The sequence below is a fragment of the Pseudodesulfovibrio halophilus DSM 5663 genome (genome assembly GCF_059568665.1).
This window is the reverse complement of sequence record NZ_JCANTV010000012.1, coordinates 1-24,891: the sequence shown is the minus strand read 5'-3', so window position 1 is coordinate 24,891 and position 24,891 is coordinate 1. Positions and strand designations below refer to the sequence as shown.

Sequence of the window (24,891 nt, the reverse complement as noted above, 5' to 3'; positions counted from 1 at the left end):
ACTTGACGTAATGAAGACCGAAACCAAATTGACCCTTATCTATACCCTTGGCTTCATTGCATGCGGCACCGCCGCGATTGTCATTGCCGAGGACACCGTAATCATCGGAATCCTGCTTGGCGCCCTGGCCGCGCTGGCAGGCGGGGTCGGTTGGGCGTATCATCGTTTTCTTGTGAGGCCCATGGAAAGGCTTGACAACTGGGCCACGAAGGTGGCAACGGGCGATTTCGGGGAGGCGGCTCCCGAAATGGGAGGCAGCGCCGGCCGCTTCGCCGAGCATCTGAAGGATGTCGTGGATCAGCTCAAGCACAACAAGGGATACCTTCAGGGTGTCCTGAACGGGCTCCCGATCCCCTGTGCCACCGTGGACACGGACCAGAACATCACCTTTCTCAATCGCGAATGCCTTCAGATGATGTCCCTCGACAGGGATCCGTCCGAGTACCACGGCAGAAACCTCTCGCAGGTATTCTACAAGGACGATCGCGACGCGCTCATCAAGAAGTGCATGACCACCGGCGAAAAGTGGCACAACGTGGAGGCCACCTTCAGAGCGGACGACGGACGCGACGTCCCCGTTCTGGCGAACCTCTGTCCGTTGACCGATCTTGACGGAAAGATCGTCGGCGGAATGTGTCTGTATCTTGACATGACCGAGATGCGCGAGCGCGAGCGGCAGATAACCGAGCAGAACGAATGTCTCGGGACCGCAGCGTTCGAGGCGCGTGATATTTCCGACCGTCTGGCTGCCGCCGCCGAACAGCTTTCCCGAGCTGTGGCAAGCGCCCAGGAGGGCGCGGCGGAGCAGAGGGAACGGACCTCCGAAACCGCGACGGCGATGGAGGAGATGAATGCCACTGTCGGCGAGGTCGCGCAGCACGCCAATGCTGCGGCCGAATCCGCCGACGAGGCGCAACAGCAGGCTCAGAGCGGGTCCGGCATCGTGGCCGAGGTTGTATCGGCCATCCACGAAGTCCAGTCCAATGCCGACACGCTCAAGGAGTCCATGGTCGTCCTCGGTACTCAGGCCGAGGACATCGGCAAGGTCCTTGTCGTCATCGAGGACATTGCCGACCAGACCAACCTGCTGGCACTGAACGCCGCCATTGAAGCCGCCCGCGCCGGAGAGGCTGGACGCGGTTTCGCGGTGGTTGCCGACGAGGTGCGCAAGCTGGCGGAGAAGACCATGCAGGCCACCAAGGAAGTCGGCGAGGCGATCGTCGCCATTCAGGATGGTGCGAAGCAGAACGTGGGCGCCACGGAAAAGGCCGCCGCTTCCGTGTTGAGGAGCACGGAACTGGCGAACGATTCCGGGCAGGCGCTCGAGCGCATCGTGACGGAGTGCGAACAGACGGCCGACCGTGTGAGGAGCATCGCGACGGCCGCAGAACAGCAGTCCGCCGCGAGCGAGCAGATCAATCGCGCCACACTGGAAGTCAGCGAGATCGCCGGCAAAGTGGACGAGGCGATGGAGCACTCCGCATACTCCGTTCAGGAGCTGTCGGAGCTTGCGTCATCACTTGTGGGACTGATCAACCAGATGAAAACTGAAGAGTCCGCTGAAAAGAAATAACAGCGGACGGAGGTAGAATAATGACCAAAGCAATCCGCCCCTGCCCCATGATGAAGGGTGATCCCTGCTGCCTGGCAGCCAAGGAAATCGAAGGCGTTGCTGCCGCTGAAGCCGGCGCCTGCGGCAACCCGGCCGTGGTTCTGGATAACGAATCCGCGAACCGCGCCGTGGCCAAGGGCCGCTGCCCCTTCATGGGCGAATAAGTCTGTATACGGCCGGGGCGGGAGCTCCCGCCCCGGCGCTTTACAACCGGAAATAAAAACTTACATATGTAATGATCGGCTCCGCTGGGTGGTGGGGCTGACGGTGGCAGGGCCGATTCGGACGGCCCGACGCAATACAGGATGTGGGACGGTCCCTGCGCAAGCACGGACCGAGGCGGAAGGACGGCTTCCGCCGAGACAGAGGACCGGCAATCGCACGACGAAGGAGCACCCAAAGTGGTCAGACACGTAGTAATGTGGAAACTCAAGGAAGAGGCCGAAGGCGCGGACGCCAAGACGAACGCCGCCAAGATGAAGGAAATGCTCGAGGACCTTCAGGGTCGAATCGACGGCCTGTTGAGCCTGAGCGTTTCCACCGACGTCTTCCTTTCCGCACCGGAGACCGATGTGGTGCTCTTCTCCGAGCATGAGAGCCGCGAGGCCTTGGACGCGTATCAGACGCATCCGCTGCACGTGGCCTGCGTGGACTTCGTGAAGAAGGTCGTCAGCGAGCGCCGGGTGGTGGACTGCGAGCTGTAGCGTCTGAAAGACCTGCGGTTTGCCAGCTCCTCCCTAGTGTTCAATTCCAGACCCCCGGGCGGGGGCGTAAGGAGAACCGCCATGACCTTACGGTATGATCAGGACAGGCGGCGAATCATCTGCCGCTGGGAGGAACCGACCCGCATCGTCATGAACAAGCGTGAAGGTACCATAAAAAGATCGCGCGCCATAAGCGTGAAAGTGAGCGAAACCGGCAAACTCAATGCCAAGGACACGAGGCGGCATCAGGGTCATCCCATGTACCGCCACATTTCGCTCTTCAATAACAAACTGAGGAAAATGAACTTCTTCCCCAGTCAGGACGGCTACAAGTGCAGCGTCTGCGGATCGGAAGAGAGCGTCAATCCTCACTTCGACGTTAACGGCCAGAACATCATCTGGCTGTGCAAGCGGCACCAGCACGCCTCCCCCAAGGTGGACGCGTAGCAGCCGACAATCTCGCGCTCCCCCGGTGGGTGACGCGAAGAGTTGCCGAAAAACAAGGCCCTCCCGGAACGTCCGGGGGGGCCTTGTCTTTAGGGGGGAGGATGAAGGTATGGCTGCTTGAAATAAAGCAATAGCAATGCCAAAGTGAAAAATGGCGGCCAGCAGGCATATTATGGAGTCACTTCACGATCCGATGTGCAAAAATGGAAAAAATATGCCTCGCATCGGTCTTGCCGCTGACAAAAACGTCAACGAGAAAAAATACTGTCGCCCTTTCAGTGAAAATGTAAGCTGCAAAAAGGTGTGAACTGCAACCTACGGGGGAAACGTGAGGACCGGGGCAGAAGAAGACATTCGGACCGACGAACTGCTTTTTGCGGACGAGGAGGATCAGGGCGCCGCCGGGGCCTTTGAGCCGCATCCGTGGAAAGTGCTGGTGGTCGATGACGAAGAGGAGGTTCATCAGGCGACGAGGCTCGTTCTCTCCGACTACGAATTTGCTGGCCGACGTCTGGAATTTCTGAGCGCATACACCGGCGATGAGGCCAAGAGCCTCATCGACGAAAACGAAGACACCGCGCTGGTGCTGCTTGACGTTGTCATGGAGGACGCGAGGGCCGGGCTGGAGGTCGCCCGCTACATCCGTCACGACGCACAGAACCGGCTGGTGCGGATCGTCCTGCGGACCGGACAGCCCGGGCAGGCGCCCGAGCGCGAGGTCATCACGGATTACGATATCAACGACTACAAGCAGAAGACCGAACTCACCTCCACCAAGCTGTTCACCACCATCACCACTGCCATCCGTTCCTATCGCGACCTGCTCGCGGTGGACGAGGCCCGCCGCAGCATGAACCTGCTGGCCATGTCCGTGGCCCATCAGATCCGAAACAGAACCATGGCCATCGCCGGGTTCGCCAACATTCTCAAGCGAAATGCCTCGTCCGGAAACGGCGGGAGCAAATATCTCGAGTCCATCGTCGAGGAGTCCGGCCGCCTCGAGGAAGTGGTAGGGGCCGTCAATGCCTATTCCACGTGCGGTCCTCCCGATTTCTCCCGGATACAGTTGCTTCCGGCGCTGGAAAACGCTGTGGAACGCTTCGTGGCCGCTGCAGGACGTCGAGGCACGGAATATGCGCTGGACATGCGTACTTCCCCGGCGGTCGGCATGGCGGACGGGAAGATGCTCTCCATGGCGCTGGACGCGCTGTTCGACAACGTTCTGGACTTCGTTGAAGGCGGAGAGGTCGTGGTGCTCCTGCAAGCCGATTCCCACGGGACCGTGCTGGAGGTGCTCGACCGTGGACCCGGCATCGCCGATCAGCACATGCCGCATATCTTCGACCCGTTGTTTTCCACCAAGCCGGACGGCGTGGGCATGGGGCTTTGCATGATGCGCAAGGTGGGCCTCGAGCATGGGTGGGACGTGATCCTGTCGAACAGGCCGGGGGGCGGAGTCCGGGCGGGATACGTCATCCCCAGAGTGGAGGAGGTGTCATGACCTCCGCCGGCGACGAGCTTCTTTTCCAGGAGGATGGTGATCTCTTTGCCCCCGAGGAGTGGCCGGCTGAGAGCGAGGTGTCTACTACGGAACCGTGGAAGGTGCTCGTGGTGGATGACGAGGAGGAAGTGCACCACGCCACGCGGCTGGTTTTCGAAGACTTCGAGTTCGACGGACGCGGGATCGAATTTCATTACGCCATGAGCGCCGAGGAGGGGCTGCTCAAGCTGAAGGATAACCCGGACACGGCCGTCATTCTGCTCGACGTGGTCATGGAAACCTCTGACGCCGGGCTGGAGATGGTCAGAAGGGTTCGCCACGAGCTGGGCAACCGCCTTGTGCGCATCATCCTGCGTACCGGACAGCCGGGACAGGCACCCGAACAGTCGGTCATCGTCGAGTACGATATCAACGACTACAAGGAGAAGTCCGAGCTGACCGCGCAGCGGCTGTTCACCTCCATGATCGTGGCGCTTCGCACGCACCGGGACATGCTCGTTCTGGATCGAAACCGTCTGGGTTTGCAGCAGGTCATCGAGGCATCTCACGACCTCTTCGGCATGCGCTCAATCCGCCAGCTCGCCATGGGCGTGCTCAATCAGCTCACCGGGACGCTCGGAATGGGAGGCGATGCCCTCTTTCTGCAGGCGAGCATGACGGACGACTCACACGCGGACGCCGCGTACTCCATCGTGGCGGGGACCGGGAAATTCGCTCCCTGCACGGATAATCTGGAGGAGCGGTCCATCTGCCTCGAGCACGGCATGGCCGATATCGTCAACGAGGCCCTTGAGCGTCGCAGGAGCGTCATGCGAGGCGATGTCTACGTCGGCGTGTTCCCGTCGGAAGGGGACGTGCTGAACATGGTGTATCTCGAATGCAGAGGCGGGTGCAGGGCGAGTATGGACGAACGGCTTGTCGGCATGTTTTCCCGCAACGTCTCGGTGGCGGTGAGCAATGTCCGCCTGAACGACGAGCTGGTGCAGACCAAGCAGGACGTGGTCCAGCGTCTGGGCGAAGCGCTTGAGCGGCGCGAGCGACGTACGGGATGCCATGTGAGTCGCGTCTCCGAGATGGCCGCACTGCTCGGCAGGCTGGCGGGTATGGGCGAAGCGGAGGTGGAACGGCTCAGGCTCGCGGCTCCCATGCATGACGTGGGAAAAGTCGGTGTGCCGGACAGCATCCTCGGCAAGCCGGGGCCGCTCACTGAACAGGAGCGCGCGCAGGCGCAGCGGCACAGCCTCATCGGCTACAACCTGCTCGGCGGCAGGGACGGTTCACTGCAGGGCGACGCCGCGATAATTGCCGGGCAACACCATGAAAACTGGGACGGCAGCGGCTATCCCGACGGCCTGAGCGGAGAGGTTATACATATCTTCGCAAGGATCGTGGCGCTGTGCGATGTTTTCGATACGCTGCTGCACGACCGGGTCTACGCCTCTGCATGGAGCATGGAGGACGCGGTGGCGCACATCCTCAAAAACCGGGGTGTGATGTTCGACCCGCGCCTCGTGGAGCTGTTCCGGGATAATCTTCACGACTTTCAGGATATTCAGCGCCAGTACCCGGACACCTGATGCCGGTTGCGCGGCACACCGGATTTCAGTTCCGGGCGGTCCGCCAGCCCGGCCTTCGTTCATCCATCAGTGCCAGAACGGCGGTGCGAAGCGTCGGCTCCCCTGAATCGGCATAGGCATATGTCGCTCTGACCACCGGCTTCTTTACGGAAAGCACGCGCCGCAGGTCCGCAGGCGTCCCCAGCACCACGGCATCGCACTCGCAGGCGTCGATGGTTGCTTCAAGGTCGGCGAGCTGAGGCTTTCCGTAGCCCATTGCGGGAAGCACCGGACCGATGTGCGGATGCCTGTCCAACACTTCGCGTATGGATCCTCTGGCGCAGCCCCGAGGGTCCACCAGTTCCGAGGCTCCGGCTTTGCGGGCGGCGACCGCCCCGGCTCCGTCGGGCATCTCTCCGTGCGTGAGGGTGGGGCCGTCCTCAACGACGAGAACCCGTTTCCCGCGGACGTCACCGTCAGTCTCCAGTGTCACGGGAGAGGCGGCGCGAACCACCGTTGCACGGGGGCTTCTTTCGCGGATGCTCTCTTCAACGCGCGCGACACCGTCGGCTGAGGCGGTGTCGGTCTTGGCGATGACCGCCACATCCGCCATCAGCAGATTTGTTTCGCCGGGATAGTAGGTGTGTTCGTGTCCCGGCCTGTGCGGGTCGAGCAGCGTGACGTGCACCTCAGGAAAGAAAAACGGCGTGTCGTTGTTGCCGCCGTCCCAAAGTATGATGTCCGCGGCCTGTTCCGCCTGCCGCAGAATCGCCTCGTAGTCCACGCCGGACCAGACCGTGGCGCCCATGTCCACCAGCGGTTCGTACTCCTCCCGTTCTTCCAGCGTGCAATTGTGGGCATCGAAATCCGCGTGGCTGTCAAAGCGTTGCACCGCCTGTGAAGCGAGATCGCCGTAGGGCATGGGGTGGCGGACCACTGCGGGCCGCAGCCCCTCAGCCCGCAGCGCTTCCACGAGGGCCCTCGTGGTCTGGGATTTTCCGCAGCCGGTGCGGACCGCGCAGACCGCCACAACGGGAAGCCTTGATAGCAGCATGGTCGAGCGTGCGCCCGCGAGCAGAAAGTCCGCCCCGCAGGCCTGGACTCTGGAAGCGCGGTGCATGACGTGTTCATGCGTCACGTCCGAGTAGGCGAAGAGCACCGTGTCCGCCTCGTGGGCGGCGATGAGCTCCTCAAGTTCGGCCTCCGGCCGGATGGGAATGCCGTCGGGGTATCCCGGTCCGGCCAGCGCCGGCGGGTAGTTCCGGTCGTCGATGCCGTCGATCTGCGCGGCGGTGAAGGCGACAACGCGGTATTCGTCCGAGCCTCTGTAGAGCGTGTTGAAATTGTGAAAGTCCCTGCCTGCCGCGCCCATGATGATGACCGTTTTCGACACGATAGCCTCCGGAGTCGCTGAGTGGGGTACAGTGGGCGACAAAGATACCTCACGGAGCGGACAAAGGAAAGGCGCGGGGCGTTTCCGAATTGTCCCTTGTGGAAGTGCCGGGACTGGGCTAGCGTAAAGATGGACGCTTCAATCTGGACGGAGTGGAAATGAAACGCGTCATTATGCTGTTCTTTCTGGCTGCATTGACTGCACTGGCATCGCCGAACATCCTGCTGGCCGCCGAGACCGTACGTTTTGCCACGCTGGAATGGCCTCCTTATGCCGGGGAGCACCTCCCGGGGCAGGGGGCCAGCGTCGTGGTTGCGAAAAAGGCCTTTGCGGCTGTGGATATACAGCTCGAGGTCACTTTCTACCCGTGGAAGCGCGCCGTGGACCAAGGCCTGCACATGCAGGGGTATCTCGGATATCTCCCCGAATACGACGCCGACCGGCTGGACATGGTCTGCTACCTCTCGGACCGCATGGGCGACAGCCCGCTGGGGCTTGTGGAGCGTGTGGATGAACCGCTGGAGTGGGAGACGGTCGAGGACCTTGCAGTGTACACGCTGGGCGTGGTGGACGGATATGTCAACACCGCGCGTTTCGACGAGCTGATGGATCGCGGCGTGCTGGACGTTGAAGGGGTGACGGACGACGCCACCAACATCAGAAAGGTTCAGGGCGCACGCATAGACGGGGCGGTGATGGACCGAAACGTCTTTCTCTATCTGGCGGACACCGATGACGCGATCCGGCGTGAGCGCTACCTCGTGCGTTTCGGTCCCAAGCTGCTCGCCAACAACGGGCTTTTTGCCTGCTTCCGCAAGACTCCCGAGGGGCGCCGTCTGCGTGACCTCTTCAATGAGGGGCTGTCACGCATCGACTACCGCGCCATTCAGGACAAGTACATCGAGAACGCGCTGGGCGACTGGCGCTACTGATCCCAGTCGAGCCGCACGATTGTTTCCGCGGTTCGAGCCAGTGCGCCGGAGAGCAGATGCTCCGAGAGCCTGCGGACATCTTCGGCCAGATACCTGTCGCGCGTCACGGTCGGGAACAGCTCGCGCTGCTCGATCTCGTGCATTATCGCTTCCGAAACCGGGCTCAGTTTCTTCTCTTCGTCATCAAGCGGATATTCGCGCGTCACCGTGGCCTCGAAGCGCACACCTCTTCCCGTGCCGTTCATCCGTTCCTTGAGTCTCGCAAGTTCCGTCGCGACCCATTCGGGCAGCTCGGCTTCCGTAGGGATGGCGTCCAGCCGTCTGCGCACGGCCACGGCCTGAAGAACGTAGGCCAACTCGATGGACAGCACCGAGGCAGCCTCCGGCAGGCAGTCGTACAGGCGAACTGCCAGCGCGGTCCCCATGCTGACGTGGTCCTCCTGTCCCGAGTTGGTGGAAATGTTGAACAGGTGGCTCGGAGCGGCCTTTCCCCAGATGTCGTTGGTCATGGAGGCGGAGGCGTATTCAAGCATCATCATGCCGCTGGAGACGGCGCGCTCTTCGCCGGAGAGTCCGGGCCACTTCAGGTCGCGCCCCAGCCCCTTGTTGCGGGCCGGGTCCACGAAGCGCACCGAGCGCGTGTGCGACAGGCTGGTCATGATGGAGAGCGCCTGCATGAGGTTGTACGCCTGCACCGCCACCGGCATGCCGTGAAAGTGGCCGCCGGAGACGATGTCCGTGTAGAGGCCGTCGGCGTCCGGGAGCAGGATGGGGTTGTCGGTGGCGCTGTTTATCTCCACCAGCAGGGCGGATTCGGCCTGCGAGATGAGGTCGTGGCAGGAGCCGAGCACCTGTGCGGCGCAGCGGATGTTGTAGGGGTCCTGCACCTGACCGTCCACCTTGAAGTCCTTGTGGGAGTTGCGGATGGGCGAATCCTGCATGAGCCGCCATATCCAGTCCGCCACGCGCACCGCGCCCGGATGCGGGCGCACGGCGTGGAAGTCCGGGCGGAAATACGTGTCCGGGGCAAGCATGACCTGCGCGGTGAGGGCCGTGTTCACGGCGGCGGTCCGGAGCAGGTCCTTGAGCCGCAGGCAGGCCAGCGCCGCGAGCCCGGCCATGAATTGCACGCCGTTGTTCAGGGCCAACCCTTCCTTCATGCGAAGCTCCACGGGCTCGATGCCTACGTCGCGGAGCGCTTTGGCGGCGGGCATGACTCTGCCGTCCACCCGCACTTCCCCCTCGCCGATCATGGCCATGGCGATGTGTGAGAGCGGGGCCAGATCCCCGGACGCGCCCACGGAGCCCAGCTCCGGTACCAGCGGCACAATGCCCGCGTTGAGCATCTGCACCAGCGTGCGCGGCAGCACGGATCGTACCCCGCTGTGCCCTTGCGAAAGCGACACGGCGCGAAGCAGCATCGCCGCGCGCACCACATCATCCGGGGTATTATCGCCCTGACCGACGGCGTGGGAGAGGATCAGGTTGCGCTGAAGGTCCTTTAGCCCCTCGCGCTCCACGGTCTGGTCCACGTTGTGGCCGAACCCGCGGTTGAAGCCGTAGGCCGGAACGTCCTGGGACTGGACGAAATCCTCCACCTGCCGACGTCGTTCGTCGAGCATTTCGGATGTGTGTTCGGCCAGCTCCACGCGCTCGCCGCGCTCGGCCACGGCGGCCACGTCTTCGAGGGTCAGGGGCTTGGTGTGATCTATGACGACGCTCATGCGTACTCCGTTCAGGAAAGGCCGTAAAACCACGACAGGGCCACGTTTGCGGCAAGCCGCACGGTGCGCCCGTCAATGTCGTGCTCGGGGTTGGTTTCGGAAATCTCGAATATCCTCGCGCCGTGGCGACAGCCGGAAGCGAACTCCATGGCCTCCCACCCGGTCAGCCCCACGGGGGCGAGCGCGCTGACGCCTGGGGCATCCGAGGCGCGTATGGCGTCCATGTCCAGCCCGGCGAAATAGGGTTTCTGCTCCAGCGCGGGCAGCAGCGTCTCCAGCACGGCCATCCATCCATGGCGGCGAACCATGGCCAGCGTGCAGATGTTTACGCCCATGTCCTGCGCCTGTTTCAGGTATTCAGGAGAGTTGGCGTGGGGCTGAATGCCTACCTCGTGAAAAGCCTCCGGTTTCAGGAAGCCGTCTTCCAAAAGCTGCCGGTAGGGAGTGCCGGAGTGCGGCTCGGAGGCCTTGCGCATGTCCAGATGCGCGTCCACGTTCACGGCGGCGATTTCGCCTTCCGCTTCGGCCAGAGCGCGGGCGTCAGGATAGGATATGTCGTTGCCGCCGCCGAGGACCAGTACGCGCTTGCCGTCCTCAAGGATGCGGCGCACCACGCGGCGCTGACGCTCGTGAATGGTCTCAAGTTCACCCAGCACATCCACGTCACCCATGTCGCAGAGCTTCACCCCGGCATGATCCACCGGAGCCTTGCAGCGGTAGAGCGCCTTGCGGATGGCGGTGGGAGCGCCGGCGGCCCCGACCCTTCCGCAGTTGCGGCGCACACCCTGATCCTGCGGGCAGCCGATGATGACGTGCGTGGCCTCCGCGTAGCCTTTCATGCCGAAGGAAGTGATGTCCTTCATGAAGACGTCGTTGGCGTCATGGCACTTGAAGCGGGCTTCGAGCGGTTTGAGTATCTTCAGCGGATTATCGGAACTCATGGACGGTGCCTCCCTTGATGACGGCGCTGACGTGCCGTTCCCCGTAGAAGTAGACCAATTCTTCGTATTTGTCCGCATCCAGCACGGCCATGTCTGCCCGGAGTCCTTCGGCGATGCGGCCGCGGTCGTTCATGCGCAGGGCGTGGGCGCCGCCGCGGGTGGCCATGATCAGGGCCTCGTCCGTGCTGACACCGGTTTTCATGCACAAAAGCGACATCATCAGCGGCAGGTTCATGGTCATGTTGGAGCCGGGGTTGAAGTCCGTGGCCACGGCCACGGCGCACCCTGCGTCGATGAGTCTTCGCACTGGCGCGTAGGGGATGTCCAGAAAGAGGGATACGCCCGGCAGGGCAAGGCCCACCACGTCGGTCCCGGCCAGCTTGACGGCATCCTCGGGCCGCATGGCTTCCAGATGATCCACGGACACCGCCCCCAGCTCCACGGCAGCCTCGATGCAGCCGATGGAATGGAACTGGTCCGCGTGCATCTTGGGCAGCATGCCGCATTCGCGGGCCGCCTCCAGTAGCGAAACCGATTCGGCAGGCGTGAAGTATCCCTGCTCGCAGAAGACGTCGCAGAACCGTGCAGTTTTGGCGGCTTCGGGAAGCAACTCGCGCATGGCCGCGAGGTAGTCGTCCTTGCCCATGCCCTTGGGGACCGCGTGCGCGCCGAGGAATGTCGGCACCAGATCGATCGGATGCTCGGCGTCCAGTTCGCGGATCACGTCCAGCATCTTGAGCTCGCTCTCCGGTGTCAGCCCGTAGCCGGTCTTGGCCTCAAGGGTGGTGACGCCGTGGGCCATGGCGCGGTCCAGACGCTTGCGGGCCAGCTCCTTGAGCGCATCCTTGGACGCCTGCTGCGTGGCCGCCACGGTGCGGGCGATACCCCCGCCGGATGCGGCGATTTCCTCGTACCCGGCTCCGGCGGTGCGCATGGCGAATTCGTCGGCTCGGTCGCCGGCGAAGACCGGGTGGCAGTGGCTGTCCACGAGGCCCGGAATCAGTGTTTGGCCGGATGCGTCATACCGCTGCGCACCGGGCGCTTCGGCAAGAAGTTCGTCGAGCGGGGCGATGCGTTCGATAAGGCCGTCGCGACAGAGTACGGACATGCCGGTAAAAACCTCGAGACCGCCGAGGCCCGCGCCCCGTTGGTCACCGGGGCGGGGCGTGACGATGCGCGCCGGATTTTCGATGATCAGGGCCATGAATGCTCCTTGCTATTTGTCGAAGTCCACCATGGGCAGGGCGAGGCCTTTGTCTCTGGCGCAGTCCACGGCAATGTCGTAGCCCGCATCCGCGTGGCGCATGACGCCGGTGGCCGGGTCGTTCCAGAGCACGCGGGATATTTTCTCATCCGCCTCCTCGGTGCCGTCGCAGAGCATGACCAGCCCGGCGTGCTGGGCGTAGCCCATGCCCACGCCGCCGCCGTGGTGGAAGCTGACCCATGTGGCGCCGGAGGCGCAGTTGAGCAGGCAGTTGAGGATGGGCCAGTCGGAGACCGCGTCGGAGCCGTCCTTCATGGCCTCGGTCTCGCGGTTGGGGCTGGCCACGGAGCCGGAGTCGAGGTGGTCGCGGCCGATGACCACCGGGGCCTTGAGTTCGCCGTTTCGGACCATCTCGTTGAAGGCCAGCCCGAGACGGTGCCGGTCGCCGAGGCCCACCCAGCAGATGCGCGAAGGCAGTCCCTGAAAATGAATCTGTTCCCGGGCCATGTCCAGCCAGTTGTGCAGGTGCTTGTCGTCCGGGATGAGTTCCTTGACCTTCTCGTCGGTCTTGTAGATGTCATCGGGGTCACCGGAGAGCGCGGCCCAGCGGAAAGGTCCTTTGCCGGAGCAGAACAGGTCGCGGATGTATGCGGGCACGAATCCGGGGAAGTCGAAGGCGTTTTCGAGGCCCATGTTGTAGGCTTCCTGCCGGATGTTGTTGCCGTAGTCGAAGGTGGGGATGCTCATCTTCTGGAAGTCGAGCATGGCCTGCACGTGAGGCACCATGGATTCTCGCGCGGCCTGCATCACGCCGTCGGGGTCGCTCTGCTGGGCGGATTCCCACTGCTCCACGCTCCAGCCTGCAGGCAGGTAGCCGTTGAGCGGGTCGTGGGCGCTGGTCTGGTCCGTCACCGCGTCTGGCTTCACGCCCATCTCCACGAGTCGGGGATAGACTTCAGCAGCGTTTCCGAGCACGCCAACGGTGACCGGCTTCTTCTCTTCGCAGGATTTACGGATGAGCTCCAGCGCGTGCTCGAGGCTGTCGGCACGCATGTCCAGATACCCGGTGTCGAGCCGCTTTCGGATGCGCTCCTCGCGGCACTCCACGGCCAGCATGGAGGCTCCCGCGAATTTGGCTGCCAGCGGCTGCGCTCCGCCCATGCCGCCGAGCCCCGCGGTGAGAATCCATCTGCCGGAAAGGTCGCCGTCGAAATGCTTCTTTGCCATGCTCACGAAGGTTTCATACGTGCCCTGCACGATACCCTGCGAGCCGATGTATATCCATGACCCGGCCGTCATCTGGCCGAACATCATCAGCCCCTTGCGGTCCAGCTCGTTGAAGTGCTCCCAGTTGGCCCAGTGCGGCACGAGGTTGGAGTTGGCGATGAGCACGCGCGGTGCGCCCGGATGCGTGCGGAACACGCCCACGGGCTTTCCGGACTGCACCAGCAGGGTCTCGTCCTCTTCGAGCGTGCGCAGGGTCTCGCAAATCTTGTCGAAGCACTCCCAGTTGCGCGCGGCGCGGCCGATGCCGCCGTACACGATGAGGTCTTCGGGCCGCTCGGCCACCATGGGGTCGAGGTTGTTCTGGATCATGCGCAGCGGTGCCTCGGTCTGCCAGCTCTTGGCGCTGATCTCGGTGCCGGTGGGAGCCTTGACGGTTCGCGTGTCGTGGCGTGTGGTCATGTCGCTTTCTCCAATGCCTGTCGTTATGAAGATTGTCCGCCGGTGCCGTTCGGGGTGAACGTGCCGCCGAAGGTGAAGCGGCTGGCGGGGTAGTACAGTTCCGCGTAGGAGACGAGCCTGTCGCCGGACCACGTCTTGCGGCGCAGCAGCAGGCAGGGCTCGTTTTCGGGGATGTCCAGAAAGTATTGCTGCTCCGTGCCGGGGAGCACGGCCGTGAGCTCGTGCTCGGCCTTCATGAGCGGCGCGGCCCGCATCAGATAGCGGTGTGCGGTGGTTTTCGAGAAATCCAGCCCGAGATAATCAGGGGCCATGCGCAGGTCCACCCAGCGGTCTTCGAGCTGGATGGGCTGGCCGTTCTCGCAGTGAACCACCTTGGAGCGGGCGAGGCTTGCGTCCGCGCCTTCGCCGAAGACATGGGCCGTGAGCGCGGTCATGGGCTCGGCGGCCAGATATTTGAGGTCGCTGAAGTAGTCGCCGCCGCGCTCGCGAATCTGCTCGGCGATGTCGGCCACCACCAAAAGGTCGCTTCTGGGAATGCGCCGGGCCACGAACGTCCCGCGGCCCCGCTCGCGAAAGACCATGCCTTCGGTGGCAAGCTCCTTGATGGCCCGGTGCACGGTCATGCGGCTCGCGGAGAACGTCTCCATCAGCTCGGACTCCGCCGGGATGCGGTCGCCGGGCTTCCACGCCCCGTTTTCGATTCTCTCAACTATATGGTCGCGAATGCGTGACCCGAGTCCCTTGCGTGCCATTGAGGCTCTCCTGTATATACAAATTTTGACTATGTATATACATTTAAAGTGGGTCAGGTCAAGGGTGCAGGAGAGGAGAATGGCGCAACGTCACTGCGTCCTGTTCGCTTTTCGGAAAAGGATTGTGGCGGCCACCGGGCCGAAAAGGGTGGGCGGAGTCTCGTTCGCCGTTAGCCGAGCTTGACCTTGATCCACTCGCAGACAGCCATTTCGAGCATGGTGTCCCAGTTCTGGAATTCAGTCCTCAGGCAGATGAACTCGTCGAACCCTTTGGGGCGGCAGGCTTCAAGGTCGCTCTGACAGCTGATTTCGTGTCCGCTGGCGTCCAGCAGCTCGCGGATGGTGTCGTACTGTGTGTATTTCCGGACGAACGGGTCCGGAAAGAGCGTACTGAGCGGCAACTCCTTGGTTTCCGCGATGGTGTCTATGGTTCTGGAGATACTCTCCAGTTCCTCGTGCAGTTCGTTGTCGTCAAGAAAATGCTCTTGCATGATTTTTCCCCCTCTAAAACAAACACTACAGCCCGTGTAGAAGGGAAAATGAAATCCGGTCAATAGGACCTGAAGTGAAATAGGGGATTCTCCCGGAAAAAAGCGGAAAATCCCTTTCTGAGAGGCGCTACATGCGCTGGAACGGGATTCCAAGCGCCGACGGGGCGTTCCCGCGGCCGGATGTGCCGAAGCGCTTGACCAGAACCAGCACCACGATGGTCAGCACGTAGGGCAGCATCTTGAGGATCCAGGCCGGAATCAGCTCCGAGCCGTTTGCCTCGAAGTTCCACTGCAGCGCGGCGAGCGCGCCGAAGAGCAGGGCGCCAAGCGCGGCGCGTCCCGGACGCCAGCCCGAGAAGATGACCATGGCGATGGCGATCCAGCCTTGCCCCATGGTCATGCCGTCTTTCCAGCCCGGCGTGTAGGCAAGGGACAGATAGCAGCCGCCGAGGCCCGCCAGCAGGCCGCCGAAGAGCACGCATCCCCAGCGGACGAGCGTCACGTTCACGCCCATGGCGTCTGCTGCCGGAGCGTCTTCGCCCACCGCGCGTATCTTGAGGCCGAGGCGGGTGCGGAAGAGCGCCCACGCGGTGAGGGGGACGAGGAGGTAGGCGACGTAGGCCAGCGCGTTCTGTTTGAAGAGTATGCCCCCGAGAACCGGGATGTCGGACAGCACGGGCAGCGCCTCGATGCCGAAGCGCACGCCCCGTTCACCGATGATGGCACGCCCGAGGAACCCCGCCAGCCCGCCGCCGAAGATGGCGATGGCCAGCCCGGAGAGCGTCTGGTCGGCCTTGAGATTGATAGCGAAAAACGCGTGCACCGCCGCAAGGGCCGCCCCTGCCAGCATGCCGCATCCGGCGGCAATCCACGGGTCGCCCCATGCTATGCCCGCGGCCGCGCCCACCATGGCGCCGGTGAGCATCATGCCCTCCACGCCGAGGTTCAGGACGCCGCTTCGTTCGGCGAAGACCTCTCCAACCGCCGCAAAGAGCACGGCTATGGACGATTTGATTGCGATGGTGGCGATGAAGATGATGTCCTCAAACATTGTCGTCCCCCTTGCCCGAGGCGATTCTGAAGCGCGTCACGGCCTCCGCCGCCAGAAGGCCCAGCAGAAGCGCGCCTTCGAGCACCAGTCCGATGGATGAGGGGAGCTGCATCGCCGACTGCAGCCGGTCCGCGCCGATCAGGAAGGTGCCGAGGACCACGGCGTAGACCGGAACCAGCGCGGGCCGAAGCCCGGCAAGGCAGGCCACGATGATGCCGTCATAGCCGTAACCGGGGTTGATGCCTTCGCGGATAAGATAGTGGATGCCGCAGACTTCGCCCATGCCCGCGAGGCCGGCCAGCGCGCCAGCCGTGGCCATGACGGCATAGGTCTGGCGCGAGGTGTTCATGCCCGCGTACCGTGCGGCCTGACCGCTGCGGCCGGTGACCCGGATGCGATAGCCCCACTTGGTCTTTGCCAGCAGCAGATGCAGGCCCGCCGCCGCAAGCACGGCAACCAGCGCACCGAGGTGCAGGCGGGTCTTGCCGAGTCTCGGCAGCCACGAAGCCTCGGGAAAGGTGGGCGTTCCCGGAAAGCCGAAGGCCATGGGGTCGCGCCACGGGCCGAAATAGAGATGCTCCATGAAAATGATGGCCACGTAGTTCAGCAGGAGCGTGGTCAGGATTTCGCTGACCCCGTATCGGACCCGCAGCGCCGCGGGAATCATGGCCCAAAGCGCCCCTGCCAGCGCTCCGCAGAGCAGGCAGGCCGGAATGACCAGCGCGGTGGGGAGGAAGGGTGAAAGGTAAAGGGCGGCCCAGCCTGCGCCGATGGCGCCCCAGACGAACTGCCCTTCGGCGCCGATGTTCCACAGAAGCATGGTGGCGGCCACTGCCACGGAAAGCCCGGTCAGAGTCAGCGGCACGGCCTTTACTGCGACCTCCGCAAGCCCGTTGAGGCTGCCGAGGGCACCGGAAACCATGACGGCATAGGCTTCAAGGGGATTCACGCCCTGCCCGGCAAAGACCAGCGCACCGGCGACCAGCGCGAAGCCGACTGCCAGAAGGGCGGTGACGAGCGCCTTGTAGCGAATGGGGCGCGTCCGTCTGACTATGCGCATTGCGAATCCCCCTCGGCGGTTTCGCCGCCCGCCATGAGCAGCCCGATGCGGGCCACGGCGTCGGCGTCGAGGGCGTCCAGCACTTCGAGGATACGGCCCCGGAACATGACCGCGATGCGGTCAGCCAGTGTCAGCACTTCCTTGAGGTCGCCGGAAAAAAGCAGGATGCCGGAATGCTTGCGCTGGCGAATGAGCGCGTCCCATATTTCCTCGGTGGAGGCGATGTCCAGCCCCTGCGTGGGTTGCTCGGCAACGAACAGGGCCGGCTTGCGCGCCAGTTCCCGTGCGAGGATGAGCTTTTGCAGGTTTCCTCCGGACAGGCTGCCGGCCATGTCATTCGGGCCCGTGGCGCGGATGGAATAGTTCTCAATGGCCTTTTGCGTTTTCTTCGCTATGCGCGAGAGGTCGAACCACGGTCCGTCCCCCGCCGCGTCGAGGCGCGTCAGGGCGTAGTTCTCGGCCAGCGTCATGTCGTGCACGCTGCCGGTGGTGTGCCTGTCCTCGGGAACGTGGGCGATGCCGCGGTGCCCTTCCCAGTCGTCGGCGTTCACGGTCTCGCCGCGGAAAGTTACATGGCCGGATTCGGCCCGGCCCGCGTCCGTGTTTCCGGTAACGGCGGCGGCAAGCGCCGACTGACCGTTGCCCGCCACGCCGATGATCGCGAGAATCTCCCCCCGGCGCACCGAGAGGGTCACATCCTCGAAGCCGCTGCGCCCGGAGGCGCCGCTGCCTGCAAAACCCTGCAGCTCCAGCACGGTCTCACCTGGCTCCATCTCGGGCTTGTCCACGGCGAGCACGAACTCGCGCCCCACCATGAGCCGGGCCAGCTCCCGCTTGCTTTCGATTTCTCCCGGCGCCACGGAGGCGATTATTCGGCCGCGCCTGAGGATGGAGATATGGTCGGCGGCGGCCATGACCTCTTCCAACTTGTGGGTGATGAAGACCACGCCGCAGCCGTTCTCGCGCAGCCTGTCGAAAATCTTGAAGAGGCCTTCCGCCTCGGGCTGGCTCAGGACGGCGGTGGGCTCGTCGAAAATGAGAATGTTGGCGTTTTGCACCAGCAGCTTGAGAATCTCGGCTCGCTGACGTTCGCCCATTGAGAGCGAGCCTACGGTGCGCGAAGGGTCGACTCCGAGGCCATAGCGGTCGGAAAGGTCGGCCATGCGTCTGTCGGCATCGCGGGAGCCGATGCCGCAGGAATGTGCGGAGAGCCGGATGTTTTCGGCCACGGTGAGGCGTTCCACCAGCATGAACCGTTGGTAGACCATGCCGATGCCCATGCGCATGGCGTCCGCCGGGCGCGAAAACTGCACGAGCTCGCCGCGTACGCGAATCTCTCCGGCGTCCGGCCGGAAACGGCCGGCAATGACCGACATGAGCGTGGACTTGCCCGCGCCGTTCTCGCCGAGCAGGGCCTGCACCTGACCGGCACGGACATCAAAGGTGATGTCGCGGTTGGCCACGACCTCGCCGAAGCGTTTGGTTACCCCCCGGCAGGAGAGCAGCGGTGCGTTTTCGGACATCGCTATCGGCGGATCGGTTTGGGCAGGGTGGCGAGGGAGTGCAGCGGGGCGGGCAGCAGCGGGTGTTTTTCCCCTTCCTGCGCCACGCAGTAGATCCCCGCGATCTCGGGTGGCTCGATGCCGCGCTGCCTGCCGATTTCGTCCATCAGGTCGGCAAGCCCGAGGATGGTGCCGCCGGAGGAGACAACGTCGTCGATGAGGATGACCTTTTTGGCCTGCGCCAGCAGGTTCAGGTCGCGCTCGTACACGGCGAGAAACTTGCTGCCGCTGGTGATGGAGTCGCTGCCCACCTGGATGAAGGGCCTGCGCTCGGCCTCCATGTGCGGCTTGACGCGGTTGTAGGCCACGGCCACTGCTTCCAGCCCCAGATCGTAGGCGGCGACCTGCGTGAGCTGCAGCGCTTTCTCCACGACGGTCAGGATGGCGAGCCCTTCGAGGTCGCCCACGGTTTCGCGGATCTGGCGGGCCATGAGCCTGCCGAGGTCCTCGTTGAGCCGGATCTGGCCAACGAGGTTGAACGAGGCGATGGAAACCGGGCCGTCCTGCGACTTGAGCGTGACGTAAGGGATCTCCACGTCGTAGGGCAGTCCGTCCACCGAGAGGCGGTATTTTTCTCCGGACTCGGGAGCGCCGAGAACGTTCATGGTGCTGCTCCGTAAATAGCGCGGCGCCCGCTCGGGGCGCCGCGCCGTGTTGATGTGCTTATCGTGCGAGCTTGCCCTGCACGCCCTTGACGAGCATCTGCATGGACAGGAGCTGCCCGTCGTCAAACCTTTCGCCCTCGGCCAGAACCTTCTTGCCGCTCTGGTCGAAGATCGGGCCGGTGAAGATGTCATCCTGACCGTTTCTGAGCTTTTCCATGGCGGCCAGAACCTTGTCGCGCACGTCCTGAGGGACGGACTCGTTGAACTCGGCGAGCTTCACGCCGTTGGCTTCAAAGCCCTTCCAGTAGGAGCCGGTTTTCCAGGTGCCGTTTTGGAGGTCGCGGATGGCCTTGACGTAGTAGGGGCCCCAATTCAGCAGAGCGCTGGAGAGCACGCATTCCGCGCCCCAGCTGGAGGCGTCGGTGCCGTAACCCATGGCCGGGACGCCGGCTGCGCAGGCTGCGAGTGAGCTGTCGGGAGTGTCGGCCATCTGGCGGATCAGATCGTGATTCTTGGCGATCAGGGTCTCGGCGAGGGTGGTCTCCTTGACCGGATCGGCCCAGGAATTCAGCCATGCCACAGTGTTGACGGTTTCACCGTGCTCCACGCCGGCTTCCATCAGGCCGCGCTGCAGGCCAAGGGTGAAGGCGTTCACGCCGCGGACCGGCTCCGGGATCGGGTGGGTGCCGACGGTGCCCACGTCCTTGAATCCCATGAGGCCCGCAAGGTATCCGCAGAGATAGTCGGCCTGATAGATGCGAACCATGTAGGTGCGCACGTTGGAGGCCGTCTTGTAGCCGGAGCAGTGTTCGAATTTGATGTCGGGATAGTCGCGCGCCACGCGGAGGATGGGCTCCATGTGGTCGAAGGTGGTGCCGAAGATGATGTCGCAGCCCTCTTCTGCGAATTCGCGGAAAACGCGCTCGGCATCCGGGCCGAGGACCTTTTCCTTGTAGATGACCTCGACGTCGTCGCCGAGCTTTTCTTTCATGTGCTGGATGCCGTTGTAATGTGCGGTGGTCCAGCCGCGGTCGTCGATGGTCCAGAGCAGGGCGAACCCGGCTTTGATCTTTTCCTTGGCCATGGCCGCGCCGGGTGCGGCAAGCAACATGCAGAGCATGGCGAACACGCACAGGGTCACGAAGCGTTTCATCCTCTATTCTCCCGTTGATGGTGAAGCGTTGGCGGGAACCTCCATTCCCGAAAGACGGGAAAGTTTGCCCCGAATTTCACAGGTCCGTCAAGCGGCTTGGCAGGAAAGTGCCACTGGCGTTCTGCCCGGATTTCAGGAATCTTCCGAAAAGATTGAAATGAAGATTGACAAGCTGGAGTCATGCAGATATAAGCTCCCTTCTCCATGGGCGGTTAGCTCAGTTGGGAGAGCATCGGCCTTACAAGCCGAGGGTCGCAGGTTCGAGCCCTGCACCGCCCACCACAGAGAGCAAAGCGCTGCTTAACGCGCTTGCCCAATAAAGCGGAGCCGTAGTTAAGCTGGTTATAACGCCGGCCTGTCACGCCGGAGGCCGAGGGTTCGAGTCCCTTCGGCTCCGCCATTAAAATCAAAGGGTTACACGAAAGTGTGACCCTTTTTTTGTGCCGTTTTCGCGTTTTGTGGCTCGTCTTCGTGGCTTCAGGTGGCACACAGCTTTTTCGGCACTTTTCTCAACTTGGCTGTACCTCATCAGCTTTCGCCCTCTGCCTTGTCCCACAAACCGTGTTCGCTCGACGGCGTCCGCATAGCCTTGTCCAAAGCGCTCACAGCCCGGTTGTTTCTGGTGGTGCGGTGGATGTACCGTTCCGTCGTGCGTGTGGAGGTGTGGCGAAGCAACTGCTGGATGTCCAGAATATTTGCTCCGGTCTCCATGCCGATGCTTGCCGACAGGTGGCGGATGCCGTGAAACCCGAATTGCCTGACCCCGGCTTTGTCACACAGCTTGCTCAGCCACCGATTATGGCTGTCCCGGACCACCCAAAGCGACTGGTCAAACACAAATTCCGTTTTTCCGGCTCGTAGCTTGCGCTTGGCAAGCTCTGCCCGGAGAGCGTCAGCCATGGGAATCTCATCAAATTCCCAGTTTCCGCCACGGCGCTTTTGCGTCCACAAGCCGACAGTGCCTTTGTCGAAATCCACCTCGCTCCACTTGATGCGGAAGATTTCCGACTTCCGGCCAGCCGTGAAGAAGGTGGTCAGGAGCACGAACCGTTCATATTCGTCAGCAGTGTCCAGCACCGTTTTGAAATCCGCAAACGGCGGAACATAGCGGGGGTGCGCTTTTCAGGGAACTTGTCGACAAGCTGAAACGGGCTGACCCGATTCATGTTGTGGTATTTGGCTCCCCAGTTCCACGCGGCGACGAGATTCTTGCGGTCCTTGTTTGCCGTATTGCCGTTCTTTCGCCGGTTCAGCTTGCTCAGATGATCCAGCGCAACGGCGGGGCTTATCTCGCCAACCGGCATTTCCGGCCTGATGCTGTCCCTAAACAGCCGCTTGAAGGCCCGACGTTTTGAATCATACGTCTTTTCCGACCAAGTTGCCTTGGCGTAATCCAAATACCGCTCGGCCCATTCCCCGGCAACAAGGAGTCTGCCGACAGTGTCCATGTCCTTGCGCTTTTGACGATCGGCCAGTTCAAGCGCCTTGATGGTTTCACGTTCCCACGCTTCGGCTTCTCGCTTTCTGTCAAAGAGCTTTGTGCGTCGAAGTTGCTTTCCAGCCGACGGGGTAAAACGCACTGCGCCCCGCCACTTTTTTCCTTCCTTGTAAGGCATGTAGGCATCCTCTTCTCGGAAAGCCGCTTATTTACCTGAAGATATTACCAAAGATCATGTAAAGACGTCAATTTCCGCTTGCGCTGGCGAGGAGCGTCACAACCCCTTGAAACCTCACGCTCGGAAACATTTACGCACCCCTGACGCATGTACGCCTCCACAGCTTGACGATGAAAGCGAATCCCTCGCTTTCCCACCGTGAACGCACCAAGAAGCTGCTTCATGTCCGCACGCCGCACAAGGCTTTCGGAGCAATTCAGCATCTTCGCTACGTCTTTGACTTTCAACACTTCGGGCACCAAACGACCATCCTGATTGTTGGTTAACCCGCCTGCTTACAACGTACGAAACGAAAATCTCTAGGTTCAGGGGTAGGTTTTTTGAAAATTTATATTCATTCAAATCATAGAGTTATGAAAATCGTCAAAAAAGATCGTTTTGAAAGATGCTTTTATGCTCATCCGGACCTTCTCCTGACTCGTTAGGGAAAAAACTGAAAAGCCCCCTTGCGGGGGCTTCTGTCATCTGGTCTTGCTTGACCCAAGGTAGGCATCAGAGATGTCTCGCCGGCCCGGGGAATGGCCAGCCATGCCCTCGATCTGGTCCCGGGCCTCGCTGTCCAGTGACGGCCAATTCGGTCCAGCGCTTTTTTGCGCTTCTTGTACAAAGTCTTCATGAGATCGGTGCTGGTTTGGTGGCTGGAAGCCTGTGTGTTCCACGTAAACCTGCCTGAAACGCTCGTGCCGGTTTCCATGGAGCGTGTAGCCCAAGTCCTTCTTCGTCAGACCACTTTTTCGTGCCGCGTAGTCTAGGCGATTCAGCCAGGAGTCACCCATTCCCAGGGGCATCAAATTGAAACCCCCTTTTCGGTTTGATGGCGAAATGAACTCTTCCGCACGTTCCAACGCAGCTTCTTGTTGCTCCGACAAGTGAAGGGTACGAGGCCGTCCTCCCTTGGTTCCATTGTGAACCAATAGGGTCTGTCGCTCCCGGTCCCAGTCATTCACCAAATCGACCTTTGCGGACTCTTCTCGGCGAAGACCTAATTCATATTGAAGCTCAATCTGTGCAGCGCATCGGGCGGAATGCCTGTAATTGTCATCGTTACGCAACTCCTTGATGATTTGGACAACTCTTTCAGGATCGGCGGCCCGTGAATTGTTGTTGGCAATCCGCCCACGTTCAACACCGAACTCTTTGTTTTCGCGTGCAATACCGTCGTTTCCATATGCATTACATACGTGACGTGCTGCAGAGAAGACCTCAGCGATGCGCCCATCTCCAATCCCTCGGGCTTTCATCGAATCCGCCGCACGTTGAAAGTGCTTATTGGTCAGATTTTCCCATTTTCTCACGCCCAGTCCTACTCTCTGAAGCTCAGTTGCAAACGCCTTTGCATTGTTTCGAATTCGATACTGCTTCGATTTTGGCCCAGACAGGCTTGCTCGGTTGACCGCAAAATGAAGGCCCTTTGTGTTTTTCTTCATGGATGTCCCCATGGTTATTGGGTGACTCGGGATAGGGCCAACCCATCATCATAACCATGTGCAAAGTCGAAAAATCAAGGGCGCAGACATGGAAAATGCATCATTCTGTGTTTTTCTTCTTTCCGGGTTTCTTTTTATAACCACCTTGTCATTTGGTGCGTGTGCGGCTGTTTGCTGAACGGCTTGCCGGAAGCAAACAGCCGCACATCGGGACAAATGACGCTGGCGGGCGCGGCCAAAACCGCGCACGTGGGGGCTGAAAAGTTGGACTTTCGAGATTTTTCTCGATGCCGAAGGCGCCGAAAAAATTCCGAAAGCCCAACTTGAAGGGGGCGGCAAGACGCCCCCTTTGTCTGACAGGCTCATGGCGCGGAAACGACAAAAGCCCCCTGAAGGGGCTTCTTTTTTCATGGATAAATGACAGGACGCGACCATGCTCGGGGCAAGGTGTGTACTCAGAATCGGTCGTCCCTGTCCGGGACGCCTGAAATTACGATAAATAAAACAATCGGCACAGGGCCGGAACGCCGAACGGACACAAGGAGATCTGCTTTCAATCCCTCACTCTGGAAAGGCACTACCGCTTCAGAGTAAGGAGGGCCAAGCCGCCCAAATAGGGCAACCTATGGCGAAAGTCGCACACAAACAAAATACGGGATGAAGAATGCCCTGTTCCCAGTGAAAAGAGATCTCTTTTCAACTGTCCATTTAATAGTGGATGTCACGCATAAGTGCATATGTCTTAAGCCTGCAACAAGCAGAAAGTGACCTTCGGGGACGCTGACAGCGGCAGGTGCGTAGTCCTGTCGTTCATCTGGCAAAGTTTGATGCGTTTAACCGGCGTTGGTTTCGGAAAGGGTGCCGTTTGTTTCGGAAAAACGGCGGTAAGCGTTGAAGCCCTAGGCTTCGTACGTCGTCATCAGTTCGGATTTCATCACGAACTTATGACGACCAGGTCGTTGGTAGTGCCTCCTTCTGTCTAGGTTTATGGTTTTCCATACCACGGCACTTTTGCAGATTTCCACTCGGAGGCCCGACTTTCTGAAGATTTCTTATTGCCGCCCGTCGTCTTGTAAAGTCCCCGTAAAGTAGGGCCATTGCCAAGTAGAGACTTCTGGCTCAAACTGCGCCCAGGAGTTTCGTATGCGCAAATCAAAATTCACTGAGCACCAGATCGTCAGGATCCTCAAGTCTGTGGAAGGCGGACGGACCGTCAAGGACGTATGCCGTGAAAACGGCATCAGCAACGCCACCTACTACAAGTGGAAATCTAAATACGGAGGCATGGAGGCATCCGACATCCAGAGGATGAAGGATCTCGAAGCCGAAAATCGCAAACTCAAGCAGATGTTCGCTGACCTCAGCCTGGAAAACACTGCGCTCAAGGACATCATCGAAAAAAAGCTCTGAAGCC

25 protein-coding genes, 2 tRNA genes and 1 pseudogene are annotated in these 24,891 nt (G+C 61.5%); 11 read left to right on the top strand and 17 right to left on the bottom strand.

Annotated features, from left to right (window positions below; translation table 11 throughout):
- Positions 1 to 10 precede the first annotated feature (10 nt).
- The 6 genes from BR24_RS10885 (at position 11) to BR24_RS10860 (ending at position 5,841) form a co-directional block, all read left to right on the top strand.
- On the top strand, positions 11 to 1,573 hold the full coding sequence (locus BR24_RS10885; RefSeq protein ID WP_496541510.1) for a methyl-accepting chemotaxis protein: 1,563 nt from the start codon (positions 11 to 13) through the stop codon (positions 1,571 to 1,573).
- A 20-nt stretch (positions 1,574 to 1,593) separates the two neighbouring features.
- Entirely contained in the window at positions 1,594 to 1,776 is a 183-nt protein-coding gene (locus BR24_RS10880; protein ID WP_496541509.1) for a hypothetical protein, read from the top strand.
- 237 nt (positions 1,777 to 2,013) lie between these two features.
- Positions 2,014 to 2,316 (top strand): Dabb family protein, encoded by a 303-nt coding sequence (locus tag BR24_RS10875; RefSeq protein WP_496541508.1) that lies wholly within the window; start codon positions 2,014 to 2,016, stop codon positions 2,314 to 2,316.
- Positions 2,317 to 2,397: 81 nt separating this feature from the next.
- Positions 2,398 to 2,763, top strand: a complete 366-nt coding sequence (locus tag BR24_RS10870) for a hypothetical protein (RefSeq protein ID WP_496541507.1) — start codon at positions 2,398 to 2,400, stop codon at positions 2,761 to 2,763.
- 328 nt (positions 2,764 to 3,091) lie between these two features.
- A complete protein-coding gene (locus BR24_RS10865) occupies positions 3,092 to 4,264 on the top strand; it encodes an ATP-binding protein (RefSeq protein ID WP_496541506.1) in 1,173 nt (390 codons plus the stop codon).
- The gene (locus BR24_RS10860) at positions 4,261 to 5,841 is read left to right on the top strand and encodes an HD domain-containing phosphohydrolase (RefSeq protein WP_496541505.1); all 1,581 of its coding nucleotides are present in this window, start codon (positions 4,261 to 4,263) and stop codon (positions 5,839 to 5,841) included. The genes BR24_RS10865 and BR24_RS10860 overlap by 4 nt, the downstream gene beginning before the upstream one ends.
- Positions 5,842 to 5,866: 25 nt before the next feature.
- Here BR24_RS10860 and BR24_RS10855 read toward each other — a convergent pair whose 3' ends face one another.
- The gene (locus tag BR24_RS10855) at positions 5,867 to 7,213 is read right to left on the bottom strand and encodes a cyclic 2,3-diphosphoglycerate synthase (protein ID WP_496541504.1); all 1,347 of its coding nucleotides are present in this window, start codon (positions 7,211 to 7,213) and stop codon (positions 5,867 to 5,869) included.
- 158 nt (positions 7,214 to 7,371) lie between these two features.
- On the opposite strand from BR24_RS10855, the gene BR24_RS10850 reads away from it, so the two are divergent.
- Entirely contained in the window at positions 7,372 to 8,145 is a 774-nt protein-coding gene (locus BR24_RS10850; RefSeq protein WP_496541503.1) for a substrate-binding periplasmic protein, read from the top strand.
- On the opposite strand, the gene BR24_RS10845 is transcribed toward BR24_RS10850, so the two are convergent.
- The 11 genes from BR24_RS10845 to BR24_RS10795 form a co-directional block, all read right to left on the bottom strand.
- On the bottom strand, positions 8,139 to 9,869 hold the full coding sequence (locus tag BR24_RS10845) for an HAL/PAL/TAL family ammonia-lyase (RefSeq protein ID WP_496541502.1): 1,731 nt from the start codon (positions 9,867 to 9,869) through the stop codon (positions 8,139 to 8,141). The genes BR24_RS10850 and BR24_RS10845 overlap by 7 nt on opposite strands.
- 11 nt (positions 9,870 to 9,880) lie before the next feature.
- The gene (locus tag BR24_RS10840) at positions 9,881 to 10,810 is read right to left on the bottom strand and encodes a formimidoylglutamase (RefSeq protein WP_496541501.1); all 930 of its coding nucleotides are present in this window, start codon (positions 10,808 to 10,810) and stop codon (positions 9,881 to 9,883) included.
- Positions 10,797 to 12,014 (bottom strand): imidazolonepropionase, encoded by a 1,218-nt coding sequence (hutI, locus tag BR24_RS10835; RefSeq protein WP_496541500.1) that lies wholly within the window; start codon positions 12,012 to 12,014, stop codon positions 10,797 to 10,799. The genes BR24_RS10840 and hutI overlap by 14 nt, the downstream gene beginning before the upstream one ends.
- 12 nt (positions 12,015 to 12,026) lie before the next feature.
- Entirely contained in the window at positions 12,027 to 13,700 is a 1,674-nt protein-coding gene (gene hutU, locus BR24_RS10830) for a urocanate hydratase (protein ID WP_496541499.1), read from the bottom strand.
- A gap of 23 nt (positions 13,701 to 13,723) precedes the next feature.
- Complete coding sequence (gene hutC / locus BR24_RS10825; RefSeq protein WP_496541498.1) at positions 13,724 to 14,452, bottom strand: histidine utilization transcriptional repressor HutC; 729 nt, start codon at positions 14,450 to 14,452, stop codon at positions 13,724 to 13,726.
- A 170-nt stretch (positions 14,453 to 14,622) separates the two neighbouring features.
- Positions 14,623 to 14,943 (bottom strand): hypothetical protein, encoded by a 321-nt coding sequence (locus BR24_RS10820; RefSeq protein ID WP_496541497.1) that lies wholly within the window; start codon positions 14,941 to 14,943, stop codon positions 14,623 to 14,625.
- 127 nt (positions 14,944 to 15,070) lie between these two features.
- Positions 15,071 to 15,994: an ABC transporter permease gene (locus BR24_RS10815; protein ID WP_496541496.1), complete on the bottom strand. Its 924-nt coding sequence runs from the start codon at positions 15,992 to 15,994 to the stop codon at positions 15,071 to 15,073.
- Entirely contained in the window at positions 15,987 to 17,054 is a 1,068-nt protein-coding gene (locus BR24_RS10810) for an ABC transporter permease (RefSeq protein WP_496541495.1), read from the bottom strand. Before BR24_RS10810 ends, BR24_RS10815 begins: the two co-directional genes overlap by 8 nt.
- Complete coding sequence (locus BR24_RS10805; protein WP_496541494.1) at positions 17,045 to 18,577, bottom strand: ABC transporter ATP-binding protein; 1,533 nt, start codon at positions 18,575 to 18,577, stop codon at positions 17,045 to 17,047. Before BR24_RS10805 ends, BR24_RS10810 begins: the two co-directional genes overlap by 10 nt.
- Positions 18,578 to 18,579: 2 nt before the next feature.
- On the bottom strand, positions 18,580 to 19,221 hold the full coding sequence (locus BR24_RS10800; protein ID WP_496541493.1) for a phosphoribosyltransferase family protein: 642 nt from the start codon (positions 19,219 to 19,221) through the stop codon (positions 18,580 to 18,582).
- Between the two features lie 58 nt (positions 19,222 to 19,279).
- Entirely contained in the window at positions 19,280 to 20,374 is a 1,095-nt protein-coding gene (locus BR24_RS10795) for a BMP family ABC transporter substrate-binding protein (RefSeq protein ID WP_496541492.1), read from the bottom strand.
- A gap of 206 nt (positions 20,375 to 20,580) precedes the next feature.
- Here BR24_RS10795 and BR24_RS10790 point away from each other — a divergent pair.
- Together BR24_RS10790 and BR24_RS10785 are read left to right on the top strand one after the other, a co-directional pair.
- A tRNA-Val gene (locus BR24_RS10790) sits at positions 20,581 to 20,656 on the top strand.
- Between the two features lie 41 nt (positions 20,657 to 20,697).
- A tRNA-Asp gene (locus BR24_RS10785) sits at positions 20,698 to 20,774 on the top strand.
- Positions 20,775 to 20,902: 128 nt separating this feature from the next.
- Here the strand turns inward: BR24_RS10785 and BR24_RS10780 are convergent.
- The 3 genes from BR24_RS10780 to BR24_RS10770 are packed head-to-tail and all read right to left on the bottom strand — an operon-like array spanning position 20,903 to position 22,229.
- Positions 20,903 to 21,418: a site-specific integrase gene (locus BR24_RS10780; protein ID WP_496541491.1), complete on the bottom strand. Its 516-nt coding sequence runs from the start codon at positions 21,416 to 21,418 to the stop codon at positions 20,903 to 20,905.
- Positions 21,409 to 21,990: a hypothetical protein gene (locus tag BR24_RS10775; RefSeq protein ID WP_496541490.1), complete on the bottom strand. Its 582-nt coding sequence runs from the start codon at positions 21,988 to 21,990 to the stop codon at positions 21,409 to 21,411. Before BR24_RS10775 ends, BR24_RS10780 begins: the two co-directional genes overlap by 10 nt.
- A 44-nt stretch (positions 21,991 to 22,034) precedes the next feature.
- The gene (locus BR24_RS10770) at positions 22,035 to 22,229 is read right to left on the bottom strand and encodes a hypothetical protein (RefSeq protein WP_496541729.1); all 195 of its coding nucleotides are present in this window, start codon (positions 22,227 to 22,229) and stop codon (positions 22,035 to 22,037) included.
- Between BR24_RS10770 and BR24_RS10765 the strand changes: the two genes are divergently transcribed.
- A complete protein-coding gene (locus tag BR24_RS10765; RefSeq protein ID WP_496541733.1) occupies positions 22,155 to 22,316 on the top strand; it encodes a hypothetical protein in 162 nt (53 codons plus the stop codon). The genes BR24_RS10770 and BR24_RS10765 overlap by 75 nt on opposite strands.
- Positions 22,317 to 22,511: 195 nt before the next feature.
- Here BR24_RS10765 and BR24_RS10760 read toward each other — a convergent pair whose 3' ends face one another.
- Together BR24_RS10760 and BR24_RS10755 are read right to left on the bottom strand one after the other, a co-directional pair.
- Positions 22,512 to 23,477, bottom strand: a complete 966-nt coding sequence (locus BR24_RS10760) for an integrase domain-containing protein (protein ID WP_496541489.1) — start codon at positions 23,475 to 23,477, stop codon at positions 22,512 to 22,514.
- A gap of 48 nt (positions 23,478 to 23,525) precedes the next feature.
- Positions 23,526 to 23,888, bottom strand: a complete 363-nt coding sequence (locus BR24_RS10755) for a hypothetical protein (protein WP_496541488.1) — start codon at positions 23,886 to 23,888, stop codon at positions 23,526 to 23,528.
- 732 nt (positions 23,889 to 24,620) lie between these two features.
- Between BR24_RS10755 and BR24_RS10750 the strand changes: the two are divergent.
- A pseudogene (locus BR24_RS10750) lies at positions 24,621 to 24,881 on the top strand (transposase); the annotation flags it as partial.
- Positions 24,882 to 24,891: the final 10 nt, after the last annotated feature.